Genomic DNA, 14,948 nt, shown 5'->3' with positions numbered 1-14,948 from the left:
CCTTGTAATGGCCGGGCTTATGAACGGGTTATGCACGCATGCGGGTGATGCGGATAACCCCGGTAAGAGCACGTAGTTTTTTGATCACACGGGCCAGGTGCACACGGTCGTGCACGCTGACGACGAGCTGGACCACACTGATGCGGCCATCGCGCTCGTCCATGCTGATTTTTTCGATGTTGCCATCGGCAGCGTTGACGCTGCTGGCAAGCAGCGCAATCAGGCCACGCTGATGTTCCAGTTCGACGCGCAATTCGACGTTGAACTCTCCGGTAACATCCTTGGCCCACGAAAGCTGGATGCATTTTTCGGGGTTATGGCGGATTTCGCTGATATTGCGGCAGTTGTCCAGGTGCACAACCATGCCTTTGCCCGCAGACAGATGACCCACAATCGGGTCACCCGGGATCGGCGTACAGCATTTGGCGTAACTGAGCACCAGACCTTCAGTACCGCGAATCGCCAGCGGACCCTCGGGGCTAGGCAATGCTTCACCTTCGCCCAACAAGCGCCGGGCCACCACGTAAGCCATACGGTTACCCAGGCCAATGTCCTCAAGCAGATCTTCGATCTGTTCCAGGCGGTATTCCTGAAGCATTGCCTGAACACGCTCTGCCGGAATCTTGTCCAGCGCGCTGTTGAAACCGTTTAGCACCTTGTTCAGCAGACGCTCGCCCAGGTTCACCGACTCGGAACGACGCTGCAACTTGAGGGCATGGCGAATATGCGTACGGGCCTTGCCGGTGACCACAAAGTTGAGCCAGGCCGGGTTGGGGCGGGCACCCGGTGCGCTGACGATCTCGACCGTGGAGCCACTTTGCAGCGGCTCGGACAGCGGTGCGAGACGGCGATTGATCCGGCATGCAATACAGCTATTACCCACATCGGTATGCACTGCGTAAGCAAAGTCGACCGCCGTGGAGCCTTTGGGCAGCTCCATGATTCGGCCTTTGGGCGTGAACACGTAAACTTCGTCCGGGAACAGGTCGATCTTCACGCTTTCGATGAATTCAAGGGAGTTGCCTGCGCGCTGCTGCATCTCCAGCACGCCTTTGACCCACTGCCGCGCACGGGCATGAGTGCCCTGGTGCTGTTCGTCGCCACTGGACTTGTACAACCAGTGAGCGGCGATCCCGTTGTTGGCCATTTCTTCCATTTCACGGGTACGGATCTGAATTTCGATCGGTACGCCGTGCATGCCAAACAGCGTGGTATGCAACGACTGATAGCCGTTGGCTTTGGGAATGGCGATGTAGTCCTTGAAACGACCCGGGAGAGGCTTGTACAAATTATGTACAGCGCCCAGCACGCGGTAGCAGGTATCGACCTTGTCGACGATGATCCGGAACGCGTAAACATCCATGATCTCGTTGAAAGCCCGGCGCTTGCCGCGCATTTTTTTGTAAATGCCGTAGATATGCTTTTGACGGCCGCTTACCTCGCCCTGAATGCCGTCGATGGCGAGACAGTGGCTGAGCGACTCTTCAATTTTATTGACGATTTCCTTGCGATTGCCCCGGGCGCGCTTCACGGCCTGATAAATGCGCGCGGAGCGCATCGGGTACATCGCTTTGAAACCAAGGTCTTCGAATTCGATACGAATACTGTGCATACCCAGCCGATTGGCAATGGGTGCGTAGATTTCCAGGGTTTCCTTGGCAATCCGCCGGCGCTTTTCGCCGGACAGTACTTCGAGGGTACGCATGTTGTGCAGGCGATCAGCCAGTTTCACCAGGATCACGCGAATATCGCGTGCCATGGCCATAGCCATCTTCTGAAAGTTTTCAGCCTGGGCTTCAGCCTTGGTTTCGAAGTTCATCTGAGTCAGCTTGCTGACCCCATCGACCAACTCGGCCACGGTCTCGCCAAACTGAGCGACAAGCGCTTCCTTGGCAATACCGGTGTCCTCGATCACGTCATGCAACATGGCCGCCATCAGGCTCTGATGGTCCATATGCATTTCGGCAAGGATGTTTGCGACTGCCAGCGGATGCGTGACATACGGTTCGCCGCTACGTCGGCGTTGGCCGTCGTGGGCTTGTTCTGCGTAGAAGTACGCCCGGCGGACCAGATTGACCTGGTCCGGACCGAGGTACGTCGACAAGCGATCGGCGAGGGCGTCTATGCTCGGCATGAGGAATCCTCCTGCCAAAACTTTTTACCCTTCGCCGTGCTACGTCGACCGGGCATAGGCTTAGTTCGCCTCGTTGGACTCGTCCTCGAACGCTGCAAACAGCGGTTCGTCTTCGACGATTTCAGCGTTGGCGATAAACTCGTAGCTCATCAGGCCTTCGGCGATTTCACGCAGGGCGACAACGGTAGGCTTGTCGTTTTCCCACTGAACCAAAGGCTCTTTACCGCCGGTGGCCAGTTGACGGGCACGCTTGGTAGACAGCATGACCAGCTCAAAGCGGTTATCCACGTGTTCTAGACAGTCTTCAACGGTTACGCGGGCCATGGTCTTCCTCGTAGCAAATGCAATATGCGCGCTGCCCGGATGGGCGAGCGGACTCAACAGTTTAAAAAATCACCAGCGATTAGGGAAGCGCTGATTTTTCAAGCAACTCCCCAAACACCTCTGCAAGCGCCAATGTAAGGCCCTTGCAGGTGTTTTGGGAAGAGCCCTTTAGCCGAGCAACTCAGCCAGTAATTTGCCATAACGCTGCTGCTGACGCTTTTGCTGGAGCTGATTGGCGCGAAAAATCGCCTTCAGGTCATCAAGCGCATGGGTAAAATCGTCATTGATGATCAGGTAGTCATAATCAACATAGTGACTCATTTCGCTCACGGCTTCGCGCATCCGGCCATCAATGATTTCGTCGCTGTCCTGCCCACGGTTGTCCAGACGCTGACGCAGCGCTTCCTGGCTCGGCGGCAGAATGAAGATCGAGCGTGCCTTGGGCATCACCTGGCGCACCTGTTCAGCACCTTGCCAGTCGATTTCCAGAATCAGGTCGTGGCCTTCATCCAGCGTTTGCTGCAAATGGCTCTGCGACGTGCCATAGAGATTGCCGAACACCTCGGCGCGCTCCAGGAAATCGCCGTGCTCGATCATTTTCACGAACTCTTCGCGCTCGACAAAATGATAGTTCACACCATCGGCTTCACCCGGACGCATGGCCCGCGTGGTGTGCGACACCGAAACGCGGATCTGCGGCTCAGCGTCGATCAATGCTTTGACCAGGCTGGTCTTGCCCGCACCCGAAGGCGCAGAAATGATGTAGAGGGTGCCAGTGCTGTGGTTCATGTCAGGGGGAGCCTTACTCAATATTCTGTACTTGTTCGCGCATCTGCTCGATCAACACTTTGAGGTTGACCGCCGCTTGCGTGCTGCGTGGATCAAACGCCTTGGAGCCAAGGGTGTTGGCCTCACGGTTAAGCTCTTGCATCAGGAAGTCGAGACGTCGACCTGCGGCCCCCCCCGACTTGAGGACGCGACGCACCTCGAGAATGTGGGTGCTCAAACGGTCAAGCTCCTCCGCGACGTCACTTTTTTGCGCCAGCATGACCATTTCTTGCTCAAGACGCTGGGGATCAAGTTCGGCCTTCATGTCGGCGAAGCGATCCAGCACCTTCTGACGTTGCGTAGCGAGCATCTGGGGCACCAGCTCGCGCAAGGTGTCGACATCGCCTTCAATGGCGGTCAAACGCTCGCTGATCAAGCGTGCCAGCTCCGCACCTTCGCGCTCGCGGCCGCTTTTCAGCTCTTGCAGGCCTTGCTTGAACAACGCCAGCGCCTGAGTGTTGAGCGCCTGCGGGTCACTGGCATCGGCGACCAGAACCCCGGGCCAGGCCAGCACTTCCAGAGGATTGAGCGCAGCCGGCTGCTTGATCAGGCTGGCGATCGTTTCAGCGGCGGCAACCAGTTGCGCGGCGCGCTCCCGGTCAACCTGCAGCGGTTTGCCCGTGGTTTCCTCGGTAAAACGCAGGGTGCATTCCAGCTTGCCCCTGGAAATACCCTGGCGCAGCGCTTCACGCACGGCGCCTTCGAGATCCCGGAAAGACTCGGGCAGACGCAGGTGCGGTTCCAGGTAGCGGCTGTTGACCGAGCGCAACTCCCAACTCAGGGTGCCCTGAGTGCCGACGCTTTCGACGCGGGCAAAGGCGGTCATGCTGTGTACCATGGACGGTACCTCGCGATTCAATGAATGAAGCCTGACGGCCATTAAGGCGGCGGATTGTAACGCAGTGCACGGGGAGCCCCCAAATGACGTCTGTCGTAAACATCACCCCCCCCTGAATACGCAGATCGGTATTAGAGGTGTCCTGTTGGGCGATGGCCCTTATAATGCTCGGCAGTTTTCCGTCCCGTACAGGTATCCCACATGAAACGTCCAAGTGGTCGCGTTGCCGATCAGCTGCGCCCGATCCGCATCACCCGCAACTACACCAAACACGCAGAGGGTTCTGTACTGGTCGAGTTCGGTGACACCAAAGTCATCTGTACCGTCAGCGTCGAGAACGGTGTCCCGCGCTTCCTTAAAGGCCAGGGCCAAGGCTGGCTGACCGCCGAATACGGCATGCTGCCGCGCGCCACCGGCGACCGCAACCAGCGTGAAGCCAGCCGTGGCAAGCAAGGGGGCCGCACCCTCGAAATCCAGCGCCTGATCGGCCGCTCCCTGCGCGCAGCGCTGGACATGTCAAAGCTGGGGGACATCACCCTGTACGTCGACTGCGACGTTATTCAGGCAGATGGCGGCACCCGTACGGCTTCCATTACCGGTGCAATGGTCGCACTGGTCGACGCACTGAAAATCATCAAAAAACGCGGCGGCCTTAAAGGCGGCGACCCGATCAAACAAATGATCGCCGCGGTTTCCGTGGGTATTTATCAAGGCGAGCCTGTGCTTGACCTCGACTATCCTGAAGATTCGGCAGCTGAAACCGACCTCAACGTCGTTATGACCAGCAGCGGTGGCTTCATCGAAGTCCAGGGCACTGCCGAAGGCGCACCATTCCAGCCCGAAGAGCTGAATGCCATGCTCGCCCTCGCACAAAAAGGCATGAACGAAATCTTTGCGCTGCAACAAGCGGCACTGGCTGACTGAATGCCTGCCCGATTGCCTGAGCCACCCATTACGTGGAGAACGCCATGAGCGAACTGGACCTTTCAAAACCCAAACCGAGCCGCGAAGCTCGGCAATGGGCCATGTTTTGTCACTTCTCCGCGTTCCTCGGGATGTGGTTCCCGTTTGGCAGCCTGATCGGGCCACTGATCCTGTGGCAGATAAAGCGCGAAAGCGACCCCTTTATCGACGACCAGGGCAAGGAAGCACTGAACTTTCAAATCACCGTGGCGATTCTCTCGGCGATTTGCTACGTCCTGATGTTCATCCTGATTGGCTTCGCATTACTCGGCCTGGTACTGATAGGCGCCGTCGTGCTGGTGGTGATTGCTGGCGTGAAGGCCAATGACGGGGTGACTTACCGCTACCCCTTCACCTGGCGCCCGATCAAGTAAACCGCGACTAAAACCAGCGCCCACAAAAAAGCCGACAGCGATGTCGGCTTTTTTATGGCGGCGAAAAAACACTTAGATGGTCAGTGTCCAGTCGTAGTCCACAATCAATGGCGCATGTTGCGAGAAACGTGGCTGACGCGGCAAACGGGCGCTTCTTACAAAGCGGCGCAAGCCCGGCGTGAGCAACTGATAGTCAAAACGCCAGCCCAGATTAAGCATCTCGGCCTGTTCGTTGTCCGGCCACCAGCTGTACTGGTCGCCTTCACGGCTGACTTCTCGCAGGGCATCGACATAACCCATATTGCCCACAATCTCATCCATCCAGGCCCGCTCAGGCGCCAGGAAACCCGGAGATTGCTGGCTGTCGCGCCAGTTTTTAATGTCGAGCTTCTGCTGTGCCACATACAGCGAGCCACAGTAGATGTACTCACGACGCTTGCGACGCTGCTTATCAAGGTAGCGCGCAAAGTCATCCATTAGCTTGAACTTCTGGTTCAAGTCTTCATCGCCATTCTGCCCCGAAGGGAGCAGCAAGGTCGCGATGCTGACCTTATCGAAATCGGCTTGCAGGTAGCGCCCGTAGCGATCCGCCGTCTCGAAGCCAAGCCCGGTGATGACCGCTTTCGGTTGCAACCGCGAATACAAAGCCACACCGCCTTGGGCAGGGACTTCAGCTTCACAGGCATAAAGAAAGTAGCCATCGAGCTGGTAGGCTGGATCGTCCAGTTCAAAGGCGGAGGCGCGGGTGTCCTGCAGACAGATAACGTCGGCATTCTGAGCTTGCAGCCAACTGAGCAAACCGCGCTCGACTGCCGCCTGAATACCATTGACGTTCACACTGATGATCCGCATAAATGGCCCCAAAAATCACGTGCGTGTATGATACACGCGGTCTTACTAATTAGCTAAATCCGTGGTATCTGGGGCTTTTTACATGCAAGCGTATCAGCGCGACTTTATCCGTTTTGCCATTGATCGCGGCGTTTTGCGCTTCGGTGAATTCACCCTGAAGTCCGGGCGCACCAGCCCTTACTTCTTCAATGCCGGCCTTTTCAATACTGGCTCGGCGCTGGCTCAGCTGGGGCGCTTCTATGCCGCAGCCATTGTAGACAGCGGTATTCCTTTCGACGTGCTGTTTGGCCCGGCCTACAAAGGTATTCCTTTGGCGGCAACCACTGCCGTGGCACTGGCCGAGCACCATGACCGCGACATGCCATGGTGCTTCAACCGCAAAGAAGCCAAGGCGCACGGCGAAGGGGGCAGCCTGGTGGGCTCACCGCTCGAAGGCGACATCCTGATCATCGACGACGTGATCACGGCCGGCACTGCCATCCGTGAGGTCATGCAGATCATTCAGGCCCAAGGCGCCAAGGCAGCCGGGGTTCTGATTGCCTTGAACCGTCAGGAGCGTGGCAACGGTGAGTTGTCGGCCATCCAGGAAGTCGAGCGCGACTTCGGCATTCCGGTCATCAGCATCGTTTCGCTGAATCAGGTGCTGCAATTCCTGGCCGAAGACGAAACGCTCAAGCAATACCTGCCAGCCGTAGAAGCATACCGGGCGCAATACGGGATCTGATATCCCTGCCCACAAAAAAGCTCCGTTCGGCAATCACCGGACGGGGCTTTTTCAGTTCTGCTTAAAGCGGCTTGCTGTTGGTGATCAAGGTACCGACACCGGTGTCGGTAAAGATCTCCAGGAGCACCGCATTCGGCACACGGCCATCGACAATGTGCGCGGTGGTCACGCCACCTTGCACCGCTTCCAGCGCGCAACGGATCTTAGGCAGCATGCCGCCATAGATGGTGCCGTCGGCAATCAGCTCATCGACTTGAGCCGTGGTCAGCCCAGTCAGGACCTTACCCTGCTTGTCCATCAAACCGGCAATGTTGGTCAGCAACATCAGTTTTTCGGCTTTCAGGGCTTCGGCAACCTTGCCCGCCACCAGGTCCGCGTTGATGTTGTAGGACTCGCCATTGGCGCCCACACCTATTGGCGCGATAACCGGGATGAAATCACCTTTGGTCAGCATATGCAGCAGGTCAGTGTTGATCCCGACCACTTCGCCCACATGACCAATATCGATGATTTCCGGCGAAGTCATCTCCGGGGTCTGGCGGGTGACCGTCAGTTTTTTTGCACGGATCAGCTCCGCGTCCTTGCCAGTCAGTCCGATCGCGCTACCGCCATGACGGTTGATCAGGTTAACGATGTCCTTGTTCACCTGGCCGCCCAGCACCATCTCCACGACATCCATGGTTTGCGAGTCTGTCACGCGCATACCGTCGATGAAATGGCTTTCGATGGACAGGCGCTTGAGCAGATCACCGATTTGCGGACCGCCACCGTGCACGACGACCGGGTTGATCCCCACCGCCTTCATCAACACGATGTCCCGGGCAAACCCGGTTTTCAGCTCGTCGTTCTCCATAGCGTTGCCGCCGTACTTGATCACCAGCGTCTTGCCGACGTAACGGCGAATGTAGGGCAACGCTTCGGACAAAACCTTGGCAACATTGGAGGCGGCATCACGTTCGAGGGTCATTCAGGGCTCCGGTAGAACAAATCGATCAAAACGGTAGTTGGAGATCAGGGGCAACACGCTTGAGTTGTGCGTGAAAGACATCCTTGATGCGTTGCAGTTCAACCTCGGTATCAGCCTCAAATCGCAGCACCAGCACCGGCGTGGTGTTGGACGCTCGAACCAGGCCCCAACCGCGGGGATAGTCGACCCGCACACCATCAATGGAGGTCAGTTCGGCAGTTTCACCCCATTGGGCATCGTGCAGGGCCTCAATGATGCTGAATTTGCTCTCATCCGTCACATCGATATTGATCTCAGGTGTAGAAATATCGTTCGGGAAGGCCTCAAACAGCTCTTCTGCCGTCGCTTGCTGCCTGCTGAGGATTTCCAGCAAGCGTGCAGCGCTGTAGATCCCATCATCAAAACCGAACCAGCGCTCCTTGAAAAAAATGTGCCCGCTCATTTCGCCGGCCAGCAGGGCGCCGGTTTCTTTCATCTTCTTTTTGATCAACGAATGACCGGTCTTCCACATCAGTGGGCGGCCACCAGACTCCTTGATCAGCGGCGTCAGACGACGCGTGCACTTCACATCAAAGATAACCTCGGCCGCCGGGTTACGCGTCAACACATCCTGAGCAAACAGCATCAGCAGACGGTCAGCAAAAACGATGGTACCCGCGTTGGTTACAACGCCGACCCGATCACCATCGCCGTCGAACGCCAGTCCGATGTCGGCCCGGGTTTCCTTGACCTTGGCGATCAGATCCTGAAGATTTTCAGGTTTACCCGGATCCGGGTGGTGGTTGGGGAAGTTGCCGTCCACCTCGCAGAACAACGGAATCACTTCGCAATTCAAGGCCGCGATCAACTGCGGTGCAATGACTCCCGCGGCACCGTTACCGCAATCCACCACCACCTTCAAACGCTTCGCCAGCTTGACATCCCGGGTTATCTCATCGGAGTAACGCGACAGAATTTCAACGCGCTCGATACGGCCTTCGCCCCACGTCAGGTCATTGGTTTTGAGGCGCGTGTGCAGCGCCTGAATTTGCTCGTTGGCCAGGGTGTCGCCCGCGATCACGACTTTGAAGCCGTTGTAGTTCGACGGGTTATGGCTACCCGTGAGCATCACCCCCGACTTACCTGCCAGGACGCAGGCTGCGTAATACAGCGCTGGTGTCGGCACCAGGCCCACATCGCTGACGTAGCAACCACTGTCAGCCACGCCCTGGATCAAACGCTCCACCAGCTCCGGACCCGACAAGCGCCCGTCGCGGCCCACCGATACACGGGACTCGCCTTGGGCCAGGCTCTCGGCACCGACGGCGCGACCAATCCAGTAAGCCGTTTCAGCGGTCAGGGTTTTCGGCACCACGCCACGAATGTCGTAGGCGCGAAAAATGCTGTCAGGGAATTGCGGGGGGACCGAAGCGGGGCTACTCATTGCAGGGGGGACTCCACGCTCAGAGGATTCAGGGGGCACTGAAGGTCAGGCAGGGTGCCTGACCTTGTACTGCACAATCAGAGCTTGCCGGAGTGGCCAAAACCACCAGCGCCACGCTGGCTTTCGTCGAACTCTTCAACCAGCTCGAAATGCGCCTGCACCACCGGCACCAGCACCAGTTGAGCAATGCGCTCACCGACGGTGATATTGAACGCGGTCTGACCCCGGTTCCAGCACGACACCATCAACTCGCCCTGATAATCGGAGTCGATCAGACCGACCAGATTGCCCAGCACGATGCCGTGTTTATGACCCAGGCCCGAGCGCGGCAGGATCAGCGCTGCAAGGCCCGGATCACCAATGTATACCGACAGGCCGGTCGGAATCAGCAGGGTCTGGCCCGGCTCCAGAAGGGTGTCTTCTTTGAGCATGGCGCGCAGGTCGAGACCGGCAGAGCCCGTCGTGGCGTATTGCGGCATCGGAAATTCGTTACCAATGCGTGGATCGAGGATTTTGGCTTGCAAAGCGTGCATACGAGTTAAACCTGGTTCAGACGTTCGGCGATAAAAGTGACCAGTTGGCGGGCAATCTTGCCCTTGCTGGTCTGGGCAAACACAGTGGCATGCAGTTCGCGGTCAATCACGCTGCATGCGTTCTCCTCACTGTTGAAGCCAATGCTGGGGTTAGCCACATCGTTGGCGACAATCAGGTCGAGGTTTTTGTCTTTCAGCTTGCGCGCAGCGTAATCAAGCAAGTGCTCGGTTTCTGCGGCAAAGCCGACACTAAAGGGGCGATCCGGGCGCGAAGCAATCGTGGCCAGGATGTCGGGGTTGCGCACCATCTGCAGCAACAGACCATCGCCTTTGGCAGGATCTTTCTTTAATTTTTGCGGGGCGACGACTTCAGGCCGGTAGTCTGCAACAGCAGCAGATGCAATAAACACATCACACGGAATAGCCGCTTCACAGGCCGCAAGCATGTCACGGGCACTGACCACGTCGATGCGGGCTACGCGATCCGGGGTCGGCAAGTGTACCGGTCCGGTAATCAGCGTCACGCGGGCACCGGCTTCAACCGCGGCTTCGGCCAGGGCAAAGCCCATTTTCCCGGAGCTGTGATTGGTGATGTAACGCACCGGGTCGATGTTTTCCTGCGTCGGGCCGGCGGTAATCAGCACATGCTTGCCGGTCAGCACCTTGCGCTGGAAACACTCAGCGGCACACTGCACCAGGTCATCGGCCTCAAGCATGCGGCCAAAGCCGACATCGCCACAGGCCTGGCTCCCGGAGGCCGGGCCAAATACATGCAGGCCACGGCTTTCGAGCAATCGGGTATTGGCTTGGGTGGCTGGATCACGCCACATGGCCTGATTCATCGCTGGCGCGATAGCAACCGTTGCGTCAGTGGCCAGCACCAGCGTGGTCAGCAAATCATTGGCCAGACCCTGGGCAAGGCGGGCGATCACATCAGCGGTCGCCGGTGCGATCAACACCAGGTCAGCCCATTTGGCGAGTTCGATATGCCCCATGGCTGCTTCCGCTGCCGGGTCGAGCAAGTCCAGATGGACCGGATGCCCTGACAACGCCTGCATGGTCAGGGGCGTGATGAACTCACTGCCGCCCCGCGTCATGACTACACGGACTTCAGCACCCTGGTCCAGCAGACGGCGGACCAGCTCTGCACTCTTGTAAGCCGCGATGCCGCCGCCGACGCCCAAAACAATGCGTTTTCGATACAGCCGCTGCATAGGCCTGCCTTTTAGTTCGATGATGACTGCGTGAAAAATGGCCAAAAGCCACGCAAAAAAGATGGGCTAAGATAACACAGCGCCTGCTATGGAACAGCGGGCCCCATACACATGGAGGTGTTATGAGCATCAAGAATTGGCCTGCTTCCGAGCGGCCGCGAGAAAAACTTTTAGCTCAAGGATCAGCAACGCTTTCCGATGCCGAACTGTTGGCAATCTTTCTGCGTACCGGAGTGCCAGGCAAAAGCGCCGTCGATCTGGCGCGCCATTTATTGACTGAATTTGGCAGCCTCAGGGCTTTGCTGGAAGCGGATTTGAGCGTTTTCTGCCGGCCGCCGGGGCTAGGGCCAGCCAAGTACAGCCTGTTGCAGGCCGTACTGGAGATGGGACGGCGCCACTTGGCTGAGCGCTTGCGCCGCGACTCCGCCCTGGAAAGCCCGCAAGCTGTTCGCCAGTACCTCAAATCAGCATTGCGTCATGAGCCGCACGAAGTCTTTGGCTGCATGTTCATGGACTCCAAACACCGCATGCTGGCCTTTGAGAAGCTGTTCAAGGGCTCCATCGACAGCGCCAGTGTTTACCCGCGCGAAGTGGTCAAACGCGCCCTTGCGCACAACGCCGCGGCCGTCATTTTCTGCCATAACCATCCCTCCGGCATCAGCGAACCCAGCCATGCCGATCACCGCCTGACCCAGCGCCTGACCGAAGCGCTGGATCTGGTTGAAGTACGGGTGCTCGATCACTTCATCATCGGGGACGGCGAGCCATTCTCGATGGTCGAACATGGCTGGATGTAGCCTTCAGGGCTTGATGCTGACCGTTGAGAACTCCTGGCGCCCAAACGGACTTACCTGATAACCCTGTATGTCTTTACGGGTTAACGCGTAAGCCGTTGGGTGAGCCAGCGGCAACCACAAGGCCTGCTGCTGGATCAGTGCCTGAGCCTTCTGATACAGCACACTGCGCTTGTCCTGATCGCTCAGGGTCTTGCCATCCGTTAGCAGGTTGTCCAGTGTCTTGTCGCAATAACGAGCAAAGTTGGTCCCTGACTTGACTGCCGCACATGAAAACTGTGGAGTCAGGAAGTTATCAGGGTCGCCGTTATCGCCCGCCCAGCCCATAAACAGCAGGTCGTGTTCACCTGCTTTGGCCCGGCGAATCAACTCGCCCCACTCAATCACGCGAATATCGGCCTTGATCCCGACTTTCGCCAGGTCAGCCTGCAACAACTGCGCCCCCAGACTTGGATTCGGATTCAGCACGCTGCCTGTCGGTCGCGTCCAGATCGTAGTTTTAAAACCATTCGGGAGGCCGGCCTTGGCCAATAACGCTTTGGCTTTTTCAGGGTCGTGGGCATAACCCGGTAAATCCTTGGCGTAACTCCAGGTCGTAGCCGGGTAGATACCCTTGGCGACCTGCGCGCTGTTCTCGAACACCGCCTTGAGGTACGTCGCCTGGTCGAAGGCCAGGTTGATCGCTTGCCGCACTTCAGGCTTGTCCAGCGGCGGATGCTGGCTGTTGATGGCCACAAAGGCCGTCATAAAGGCCGGGGTCTGCACGACCTTCAGCGCCGGATCTTTCGCAGCAACGTCTACATCCAGCGGTTTGGGCGAAAGGGCGATCTGGCACTCATTGCGTCGCAGCTTTTGCAGGCGCACGTTGGCATCCGGGGTAATGGCAAAAATCAGCCCGTCGATACCGGGCTTGCCCGCGAAATAGTCCGGATTGGCCTTGTAACGCACCACGGCATCTTTCTGAAACCGGGTAAACACGAAAGGACCAGTGCCAATCGGCTGGCTGTTCATCCGTTCAGGGGTACCGGCCTTGAGCAGTTTATCGGCATATTCAGCTGAATAAATCGACGCAAAGCCCATGCTCAGGGCCGGAAGGAAAGTCGAATCCGGATGACTGAGCGTAAAACGCACGGTCAGCGGGTCCGGGGTCTCAATCTTTTTGATCAGCTCAGGCAACTGCAAAGACTGCGCATGTGGGAAACCGCTTTGCGCCACCTTGTGCCAAGGGTTGGCCGGATCCAGCATGCGCTCAAAGCTGAAACGCACATCATCGGCATTCAACTCACGGCTTGGTGTGAAATAAGGAGTGCTATGAAACTTGACCCCGGGGCGCAATTTGAAATCGTACACAAGGCCGTCAGGAGACACTGACCAGCTCTGGGCCAGGCTGGGCACCAACTTGGCGGCCTGAGCGTCAAAGTCCACCAGACGGTTCATCAACACGTCTGCCGAGGCATTGGTGGTACTGAGCGAGTTGTACTGCACCACATCAAACCCTTCCGGGCTGGCCTCGGTACATACACTCAACGTAGCCGCCTGCACCAGAGGGCTTAGGCATAAAGCGAGCAAAAAGGGGGCAGCAGCGAGGTGCATGGTCTATTTTCCTTCGCAAGTCATTGACCCATCTGCGTGTGCAGTCTGGAAAAGGACTACCCTAGTAGGGCCATCATCAAATGACTACTTTTAATCGTTGTCCGTTCCCGCTTCTGCGCGTATGAAGGGCCGTTGAACGCATTTTAGCCACCCTTCACGCTGCCAGCGCCAGCGAGCGCCACGCGCACAACAACCGCTGACGAGGGTTTTGCTGCCTGAAACCTTTCACCCAGCGACGAGCGGTAAAACCCCGCCACACACAGGCTTCAAGCTGAATGCGGGTTAAAATACCGGTTCAATTAATCACGGCAAATCACACTGCTTGTTGTTGCGCTTTAGTCTTTCTGGTATAAAGCAGCGCTCTTTTCTAGGGGCCCGGTTCCTTCGTTTGTAGGTGTAACCGGTAAGACCCTTAAAGAAACGCGGCGCCTAGCGCCAAATGACTGAGAGATTAAGCGGCCAACCCATGCCGGGTTGGGCATGTGGTTTTAGAGGGCTGAGGCATGTCGAGAGTCTGTCAAGTTACCGGTAAGGGTCCGGTGACTGGGAATAACATTTCCCACGCAAATAACAAAACCCGTCGTCGTTTCCTGCCGAACCTGCAGCATCACCGCTTCTGGGTTGAAGAAGAGAAACGTTTCGTGCGTCTGCGCGTATCTGCTAAAGGCATGCGTATCATCGACAAGCGTGGCATTACTGTCGTGCTGGCCGAAATCCGCCGTGCTGGCAAGATCTAAGGGAGCTAATCATGCGTGAATTGATCCGTTTGGTGTCGAGCGCTGGTACAGGCCATTTCTACACCACTGATAAGAACAAGCGCACCACTCCGGACAAAATCGAAATCAAAAAATTCGATCCGCGGGTTCGCAAGCACGTGATCTACAAAGAAGCCAAAATCAAGTAATTGATTTTTGTCTCTTTAAGAAAAAGCCCGCTTCGGCGGGCTTTTTCTTGCCTGAAATTCAAGCGTTCTGCTCAAACACGACATACGTCTTGCGGCATTTTTCCAGTACTTCCCACGTTCCGCTGAAGCCGGCCGGAATCACAAAGCGGTCTCCCGCCCGCAGGGTTTTGGCATTGCCTTGCTGGTCGCGCAGGACCGAAACACCTTCAATGATTTCGCAGTACTCGTGCTCGGTGTAGTTCACCGTCCATTGACCCACTGCACCCTCCCATACACCCGCATTCATCTGCCCGCATGGGCTGGCATAGTGGTTGTGGATAACTTGTTCGGGATTCCCCTTGAGCACCTTTTCCGGTGCCGGACTGAAGCGCTCAGCCTGGGTGTTGGCAGTGTTGAAATCGACGATGGTTGTGATACTCATGGTGCTTATCCCCCCGGAATGACGGTGTGTAGAGCCAGAAAGTCCAAATACTATGTTTATTA

16 protein-coding genes and 1 pseudogene are annotated in these 14,948 nt (G+C 57.2%); 6 read left to right on the top strand and 11 right to left on the bottom strand.

Annotation, left to right across the window (positions count from 1 at the left end):
* Positions 1–28: 28 nt before the first annotated feature.
* The 4 genes from spoT to DQN55_RS00500 form a co-directional block, all read right to left on the bottom strand.
* Positions 29–2,134, bottom strand: a complete 2,106-nt coding sequence (gene spoT / locus DQN55_RS00515) for a bifunctional GTP diphosphokinase/guanosine-3',5'-bis pyrophosphate 3'-pyrophosphohydrolase (protein WP_048381363.1) — start codon at positions 2,132–2,134, stop codon at positions 29–31.
* A gap of 60 nt (positions 2,135–2,194) precedes the next feature.
* Positions 2,195–2,458, bottom strand: coding sequence for a DNA-directed RNA polymerase subunit omega (rpoZ, locus tag DQN55_RS00510; protein ID WP_016782707.1), 264 nt, complete (start codon positions 2,456–2,458; stop codon positions 2,195–2,197).
* Between the two features lie 168 nt (positions 2,459–2,626).
* Entirely contained in the window at positions 2,627–3,247 is a 621-nt protein-coding gene (gene gmk, locus DQN55_RS00505) for a guanylate kinase (protein ID WP_048381365.1), read from the bottom strand.
* Positions 3,248–3,260: 13 nt separating this feature from the next.
* Positions 3,261–4,124 (bottom strand): YicC/YloC family endoribonuclease, encoded by an 864-nt coding sequence (locus DQN55_RS00500; protein WP_048381367.1) that lies wholly within the window; start codon positions 4,122–4,124, stop codon positions 3,261–3,263.
* Positions 4,125–4,325: 201 nt separating this feature from the next.
* Here DQN55_RS00500 and rph point away from each other — a divergent pair, with 201 nt between their 5' ends.
* Positions 4,326–5,048 (top strand): ribonuclease PH, encoded by a 723-nt coding sequence (gene rph, locus DQN55_RS00495; RefSeq protein WP_048381369.1) that lies wholly within the window; start codon positions 4,326–4,328, stop codon positions 5,046–5,048.
* Positions 5,049–5,092: 44 nt separating this feature from the next.
* Positions 5,093–5,461, top strand: coding sequence for a DUF4870 domain-containing protein (locus DQN55_RS00490; RefSeq protein ID WP_048381371.1), 369 nt, complete (start codon positions 5,093–5,095; stop codon positions 5,459–5,461).
* Positions 5,462–5,533: 72 nt separating this feature from the next.
* On the opposite strand, the gene DQN55_RS00485 is transcribed toward DQN55_RS00490, so the two are convergent.
* Positions 5,534–6,313 carry an exodeoxyribonuclease III gene (locus DQN55_RS00485; RefSeq protein WP_048372400.1) on the bottom strand — a complete coding sequence of 260 codons (780 nt, stop codon included), beginning with the start codon at positions 6,311–6,313 and terminating at the stop codon, positions 5,534–5,536.
* 82 nt (positions 6,314–6,395) lie between these two features.
* Here DQN55_RS00485 and pyrE point away from each other — a divergent pair, with 82 nt between their 5' ends.
* Entirely contained in the window at positions 6,396–7,037 is a 642-nt protein-coding gene (gene pyrE, locus DQN55_RS00480) for an orotate phosphoribosyltransferase (RefSeq protein ID WP_048381373.1), read from the top strand.
* A gap of 61 nt (positions 7,038–7,098) precedes the next feature.
* On the opposite strand, the gene argB is transcribed toward pyrE, so the two are convergent.
* The 4 genes and pseudogenes from argB to coaBC form a co-directional block, all read right to left on the bottom strand.
* Positions 7,099–8,004 carry an acetylglutamate kinase gene (gene argB, locus DQN55_RS00475; RefSeq protein ID WP_048381375.1) on the bottom strand — a complete coding sequence of 302 codons (906 nt, stop codon included), beginning with the start codon at positions 8,002–8,004 and terminating at the stop codon, positions 7,099–7,101.
* A 25-nt stretch (positions 8,005–8,029) separates the two neighbouring features.
* Positions 8,030–9,433: pseudogene (locus DQN55_RS00470) on the bottom strand (phosphomannomutase/phosphoglucomutase); the annotation flags it as partial.
* A 71-nt stretch (positions 9,434–9,504) separates the two neighbouring features.
* Entirely contained in the window at positions 9,505–9,960 is a 456-nt protein-coding gene (gene dut / locus DQN55_RS00465; RefSeq protein WP_048381378.1) for a dUTP diphosphatase, read from the bottom strand.
* 5 nt (positions 9,961–9,965) lie between these two features.
* A complete protein-coding gene (gene coaBC, locus DQN55_RS00460; protein WP_048381380.1) occupies positions 9,966–11,174 on the bottom strand; it encodes a bifunctional phosphopantothenoylcysteine decarboxylase/phosphopantothenate--cysteine ligase CoaBC in 1,209 nt (402 codons plus the stop codon).
* A gap of 122 nt (positions 11,175–11,296) precedes the next feature.
* On the opposite strand from coaBC, the gene radC reads away from it, so the two are divergent.
* Positions 11,297–11,971 carry a RadC family protein gene (gene radC, locus DQN55_RS00455; protein ID WP_048381381.1) on the top strand — a complete coding sequence of 225 codons (675 nt, stop codon included), beginning with the start codon at positions 11,297–11,299 and terminating at the stop codon, positions 11,969–11,971.
* A gap of 3 nt (positions 11,972–11,974) precedes the next feature.
* Here the strand turns inward: radC and DQN55_RS00450 are convergent, their stop codons facing one another.
* The gene (locus DQN55_RS00450) at positions 11,975–13,561 is read right to left on the bottom strand and encodes an ABC transporter substrate-binding protein (RefSeq protein WP_048381384.1); all 1,587 of its coding nucleotides are present in this window, start codon (positions 13,559–13,561) and stop codon (positions 11,975–11,977) included.
* A 503-nt stretch (positions 13,562–14,064) separates the two neighbouring features.
* On the opposite strand from DQN55_RS00450, the gene rpmB reads away from it, so the two are divergent.
* Together rpmB and rpmG are read left to right on the top strand one after the other, a co-directional pair.
* Complete coding sequence (gene rpmB / locus DQN55_RS00445) at positions 14,065–14,298, top strand: 50S ribosomal protein L28 (protein ID WP_019410280.1); 234 nt, start codon at positions 14,065–14,067, stop codon at positions 14,296–14,298.
* 11 nt (positions 14,299–14,309) lie between these two features.
* The gene (gene rpmG / locus DQN55_RS00440; RefSeq protein WP_003437824.1) at positions 14,310–14,465 is read left to right on the top strand and encodes a 50S ribosomal protein L33; all 156 of its coding nucleotides are present in this window, start codon (positions 14,310–14,312) and stop codon (positions 14,463–14,465) included.
* A 58-nt stretch (positions 14,466–14,523) separates the two neighbouring features.
* Here the strand turns inward: rpmG and DQN55_RS00435 are convergent, their stop codons facing one another.
* Positions 14,524–14,886 (bottom strand): cupin domain-containing protein, encoded by a 363-nt coding sequence (locus DQN55_RS00435; RefSeq protein ID WP_048381386.1) that lies wholly within the window; start codon positions 14,884–14,886, stop codon positions 14,524–14,526.
* Positions 14,887–14,948: the final 62 nt, after the last annotated feature.

Origin of the sequence: Pseudomonas taetrolens (genome assembly GCF_900475285.1) — a bacterium.
GTDB classification, from domain to species: Bacteria; Pseudomonadota; Gammaproteobacteria; order Pseudomonadales; family Pseudomonadaceae; genus Aquipseudomonas; species Aquipseudomonas taetrolens.
The sequence above is the reverse complement of the archived record's forward strand: the minus strand, read 5'-3'. Positions and strand labels throughout refer to the sequence as shown.

What these genes read in the sequence shown, in the direction of transcription:
- pyrE (WP_048381373.1), top strand. Translation starts at nt 6,396, where the DNA reads ATGCAAGCGTATCAGCGCGACTTTATCCGTTTTGCCATTGATCGCGGC.
- DQN55_RS00485 (WP_048372400.1), bottom strand. Translation starts at nt 6,313, where the DNA reads ATGCGGATCATCAGTGTGAACGTCAATGGTATTCAGGCGGCAGTCGAG.
- DQN55_RS00500 (WP_048381367.1), bottom strand. Translation starts at nt 4,124, where the DNA reads ATGGTACACAGCATGACCGCCTTTGCCCGCGTCGAAAGCGTCGGCACT.
- spoT (WP_048381363.1), bottom strand. Translation starts at nt 2,134, where the DNA reads ATGCCGAGCATAGACGCCCTCGCCGATCGCTTGTCGACGTACCTCGGT.
- DQN55_RS00435 (WP_048381386.1), bottom strand. Translation starts at nt 14,886, where the DNA reads ATGAGTATCACAACCATCGTCGATTTCAACACTGCCAACACCCAGGCT.
- DQN55_RS00450 (WP_048381384.1), bottom strand. Translation starts at nt 13,561, where the DNA reads ATGCACCTCGCTGCTGCCCCCTTTTTGCTCGCTTTATGCCTAAGCCCT.
- rph (WP_048381369.1), top strand. Translation starts at nt 4,326, where the DNA reads ATGAAACGTCCAAGTGGTCGCGTTGCCGATCAGCTGCGCCCGATCCGC.
- rpmB (WP_019410280.1), top strand. Translation starts at nt 14,065, where the DNA reads ATGTCGAGAGTCTGTCAAGTTACCGGTAAGGGTCCGGTGACTGGGAAT.
- rpoZ (WP_016782707.1), bottom strand. Translation starts at nt 2,458, where the DNA reads ATGGCCCGCGTAACCGTTGAAGACTGTCTAGAACACGTGGATAACCGC.
- dut (WP_048381378.1), bottom strand. Translation starts at nt 9,960, where the DNA reads ATGCACGCTTTGCAAGCCAAAATCCTCGATCCACGCATTGGTAACGAA.
- radC (WP_048381381.1), top strand. Translation starts at nt 11,297, where the DNA reads ATGAGCATCAAGAATTGGCCTGCTTCCGAGCGGCCGCGAGAAAAACTT.
- rpmG (WP_003437824.1), top strand. Translation starts at nt 14,310, where the DNA reads ATGCGTGAATTGATCCGTTTGGTGTCGAGCGCTGGTACAGGCCATTTC.
- argB (WP_048381375.1), bottom strand. Translation starts at nt 8,004, where the DNA reads ATGACCCTCGAACGTGATGCCGCCTCCAATGTTGCCAAGGTTTTGTCC.
- coaBC (WP_048381380.1), bottom strand. Translation starts at nt 11,174, where the DNA reads ATGCAGCGGCTGTATCGAAAACGCATTGTTTTGGGCGTCGGCGGCGGC.
- gmk (WP_048381365.1), bottom strand. Translation starts at nt 3,247, where the DNA reads ATGAACCACAGCACTGGCACCCTCTACATCATTTCTGCGCCTTCGGGT.
- DQN55_RS00490 (WP_048381371.1), top strand. Translation starts at nt 5,093, where the DNA reads ATGAGCGAACTGGACCTTTCAAAACCCAAACCGAGCCGCGAAGCTCGG.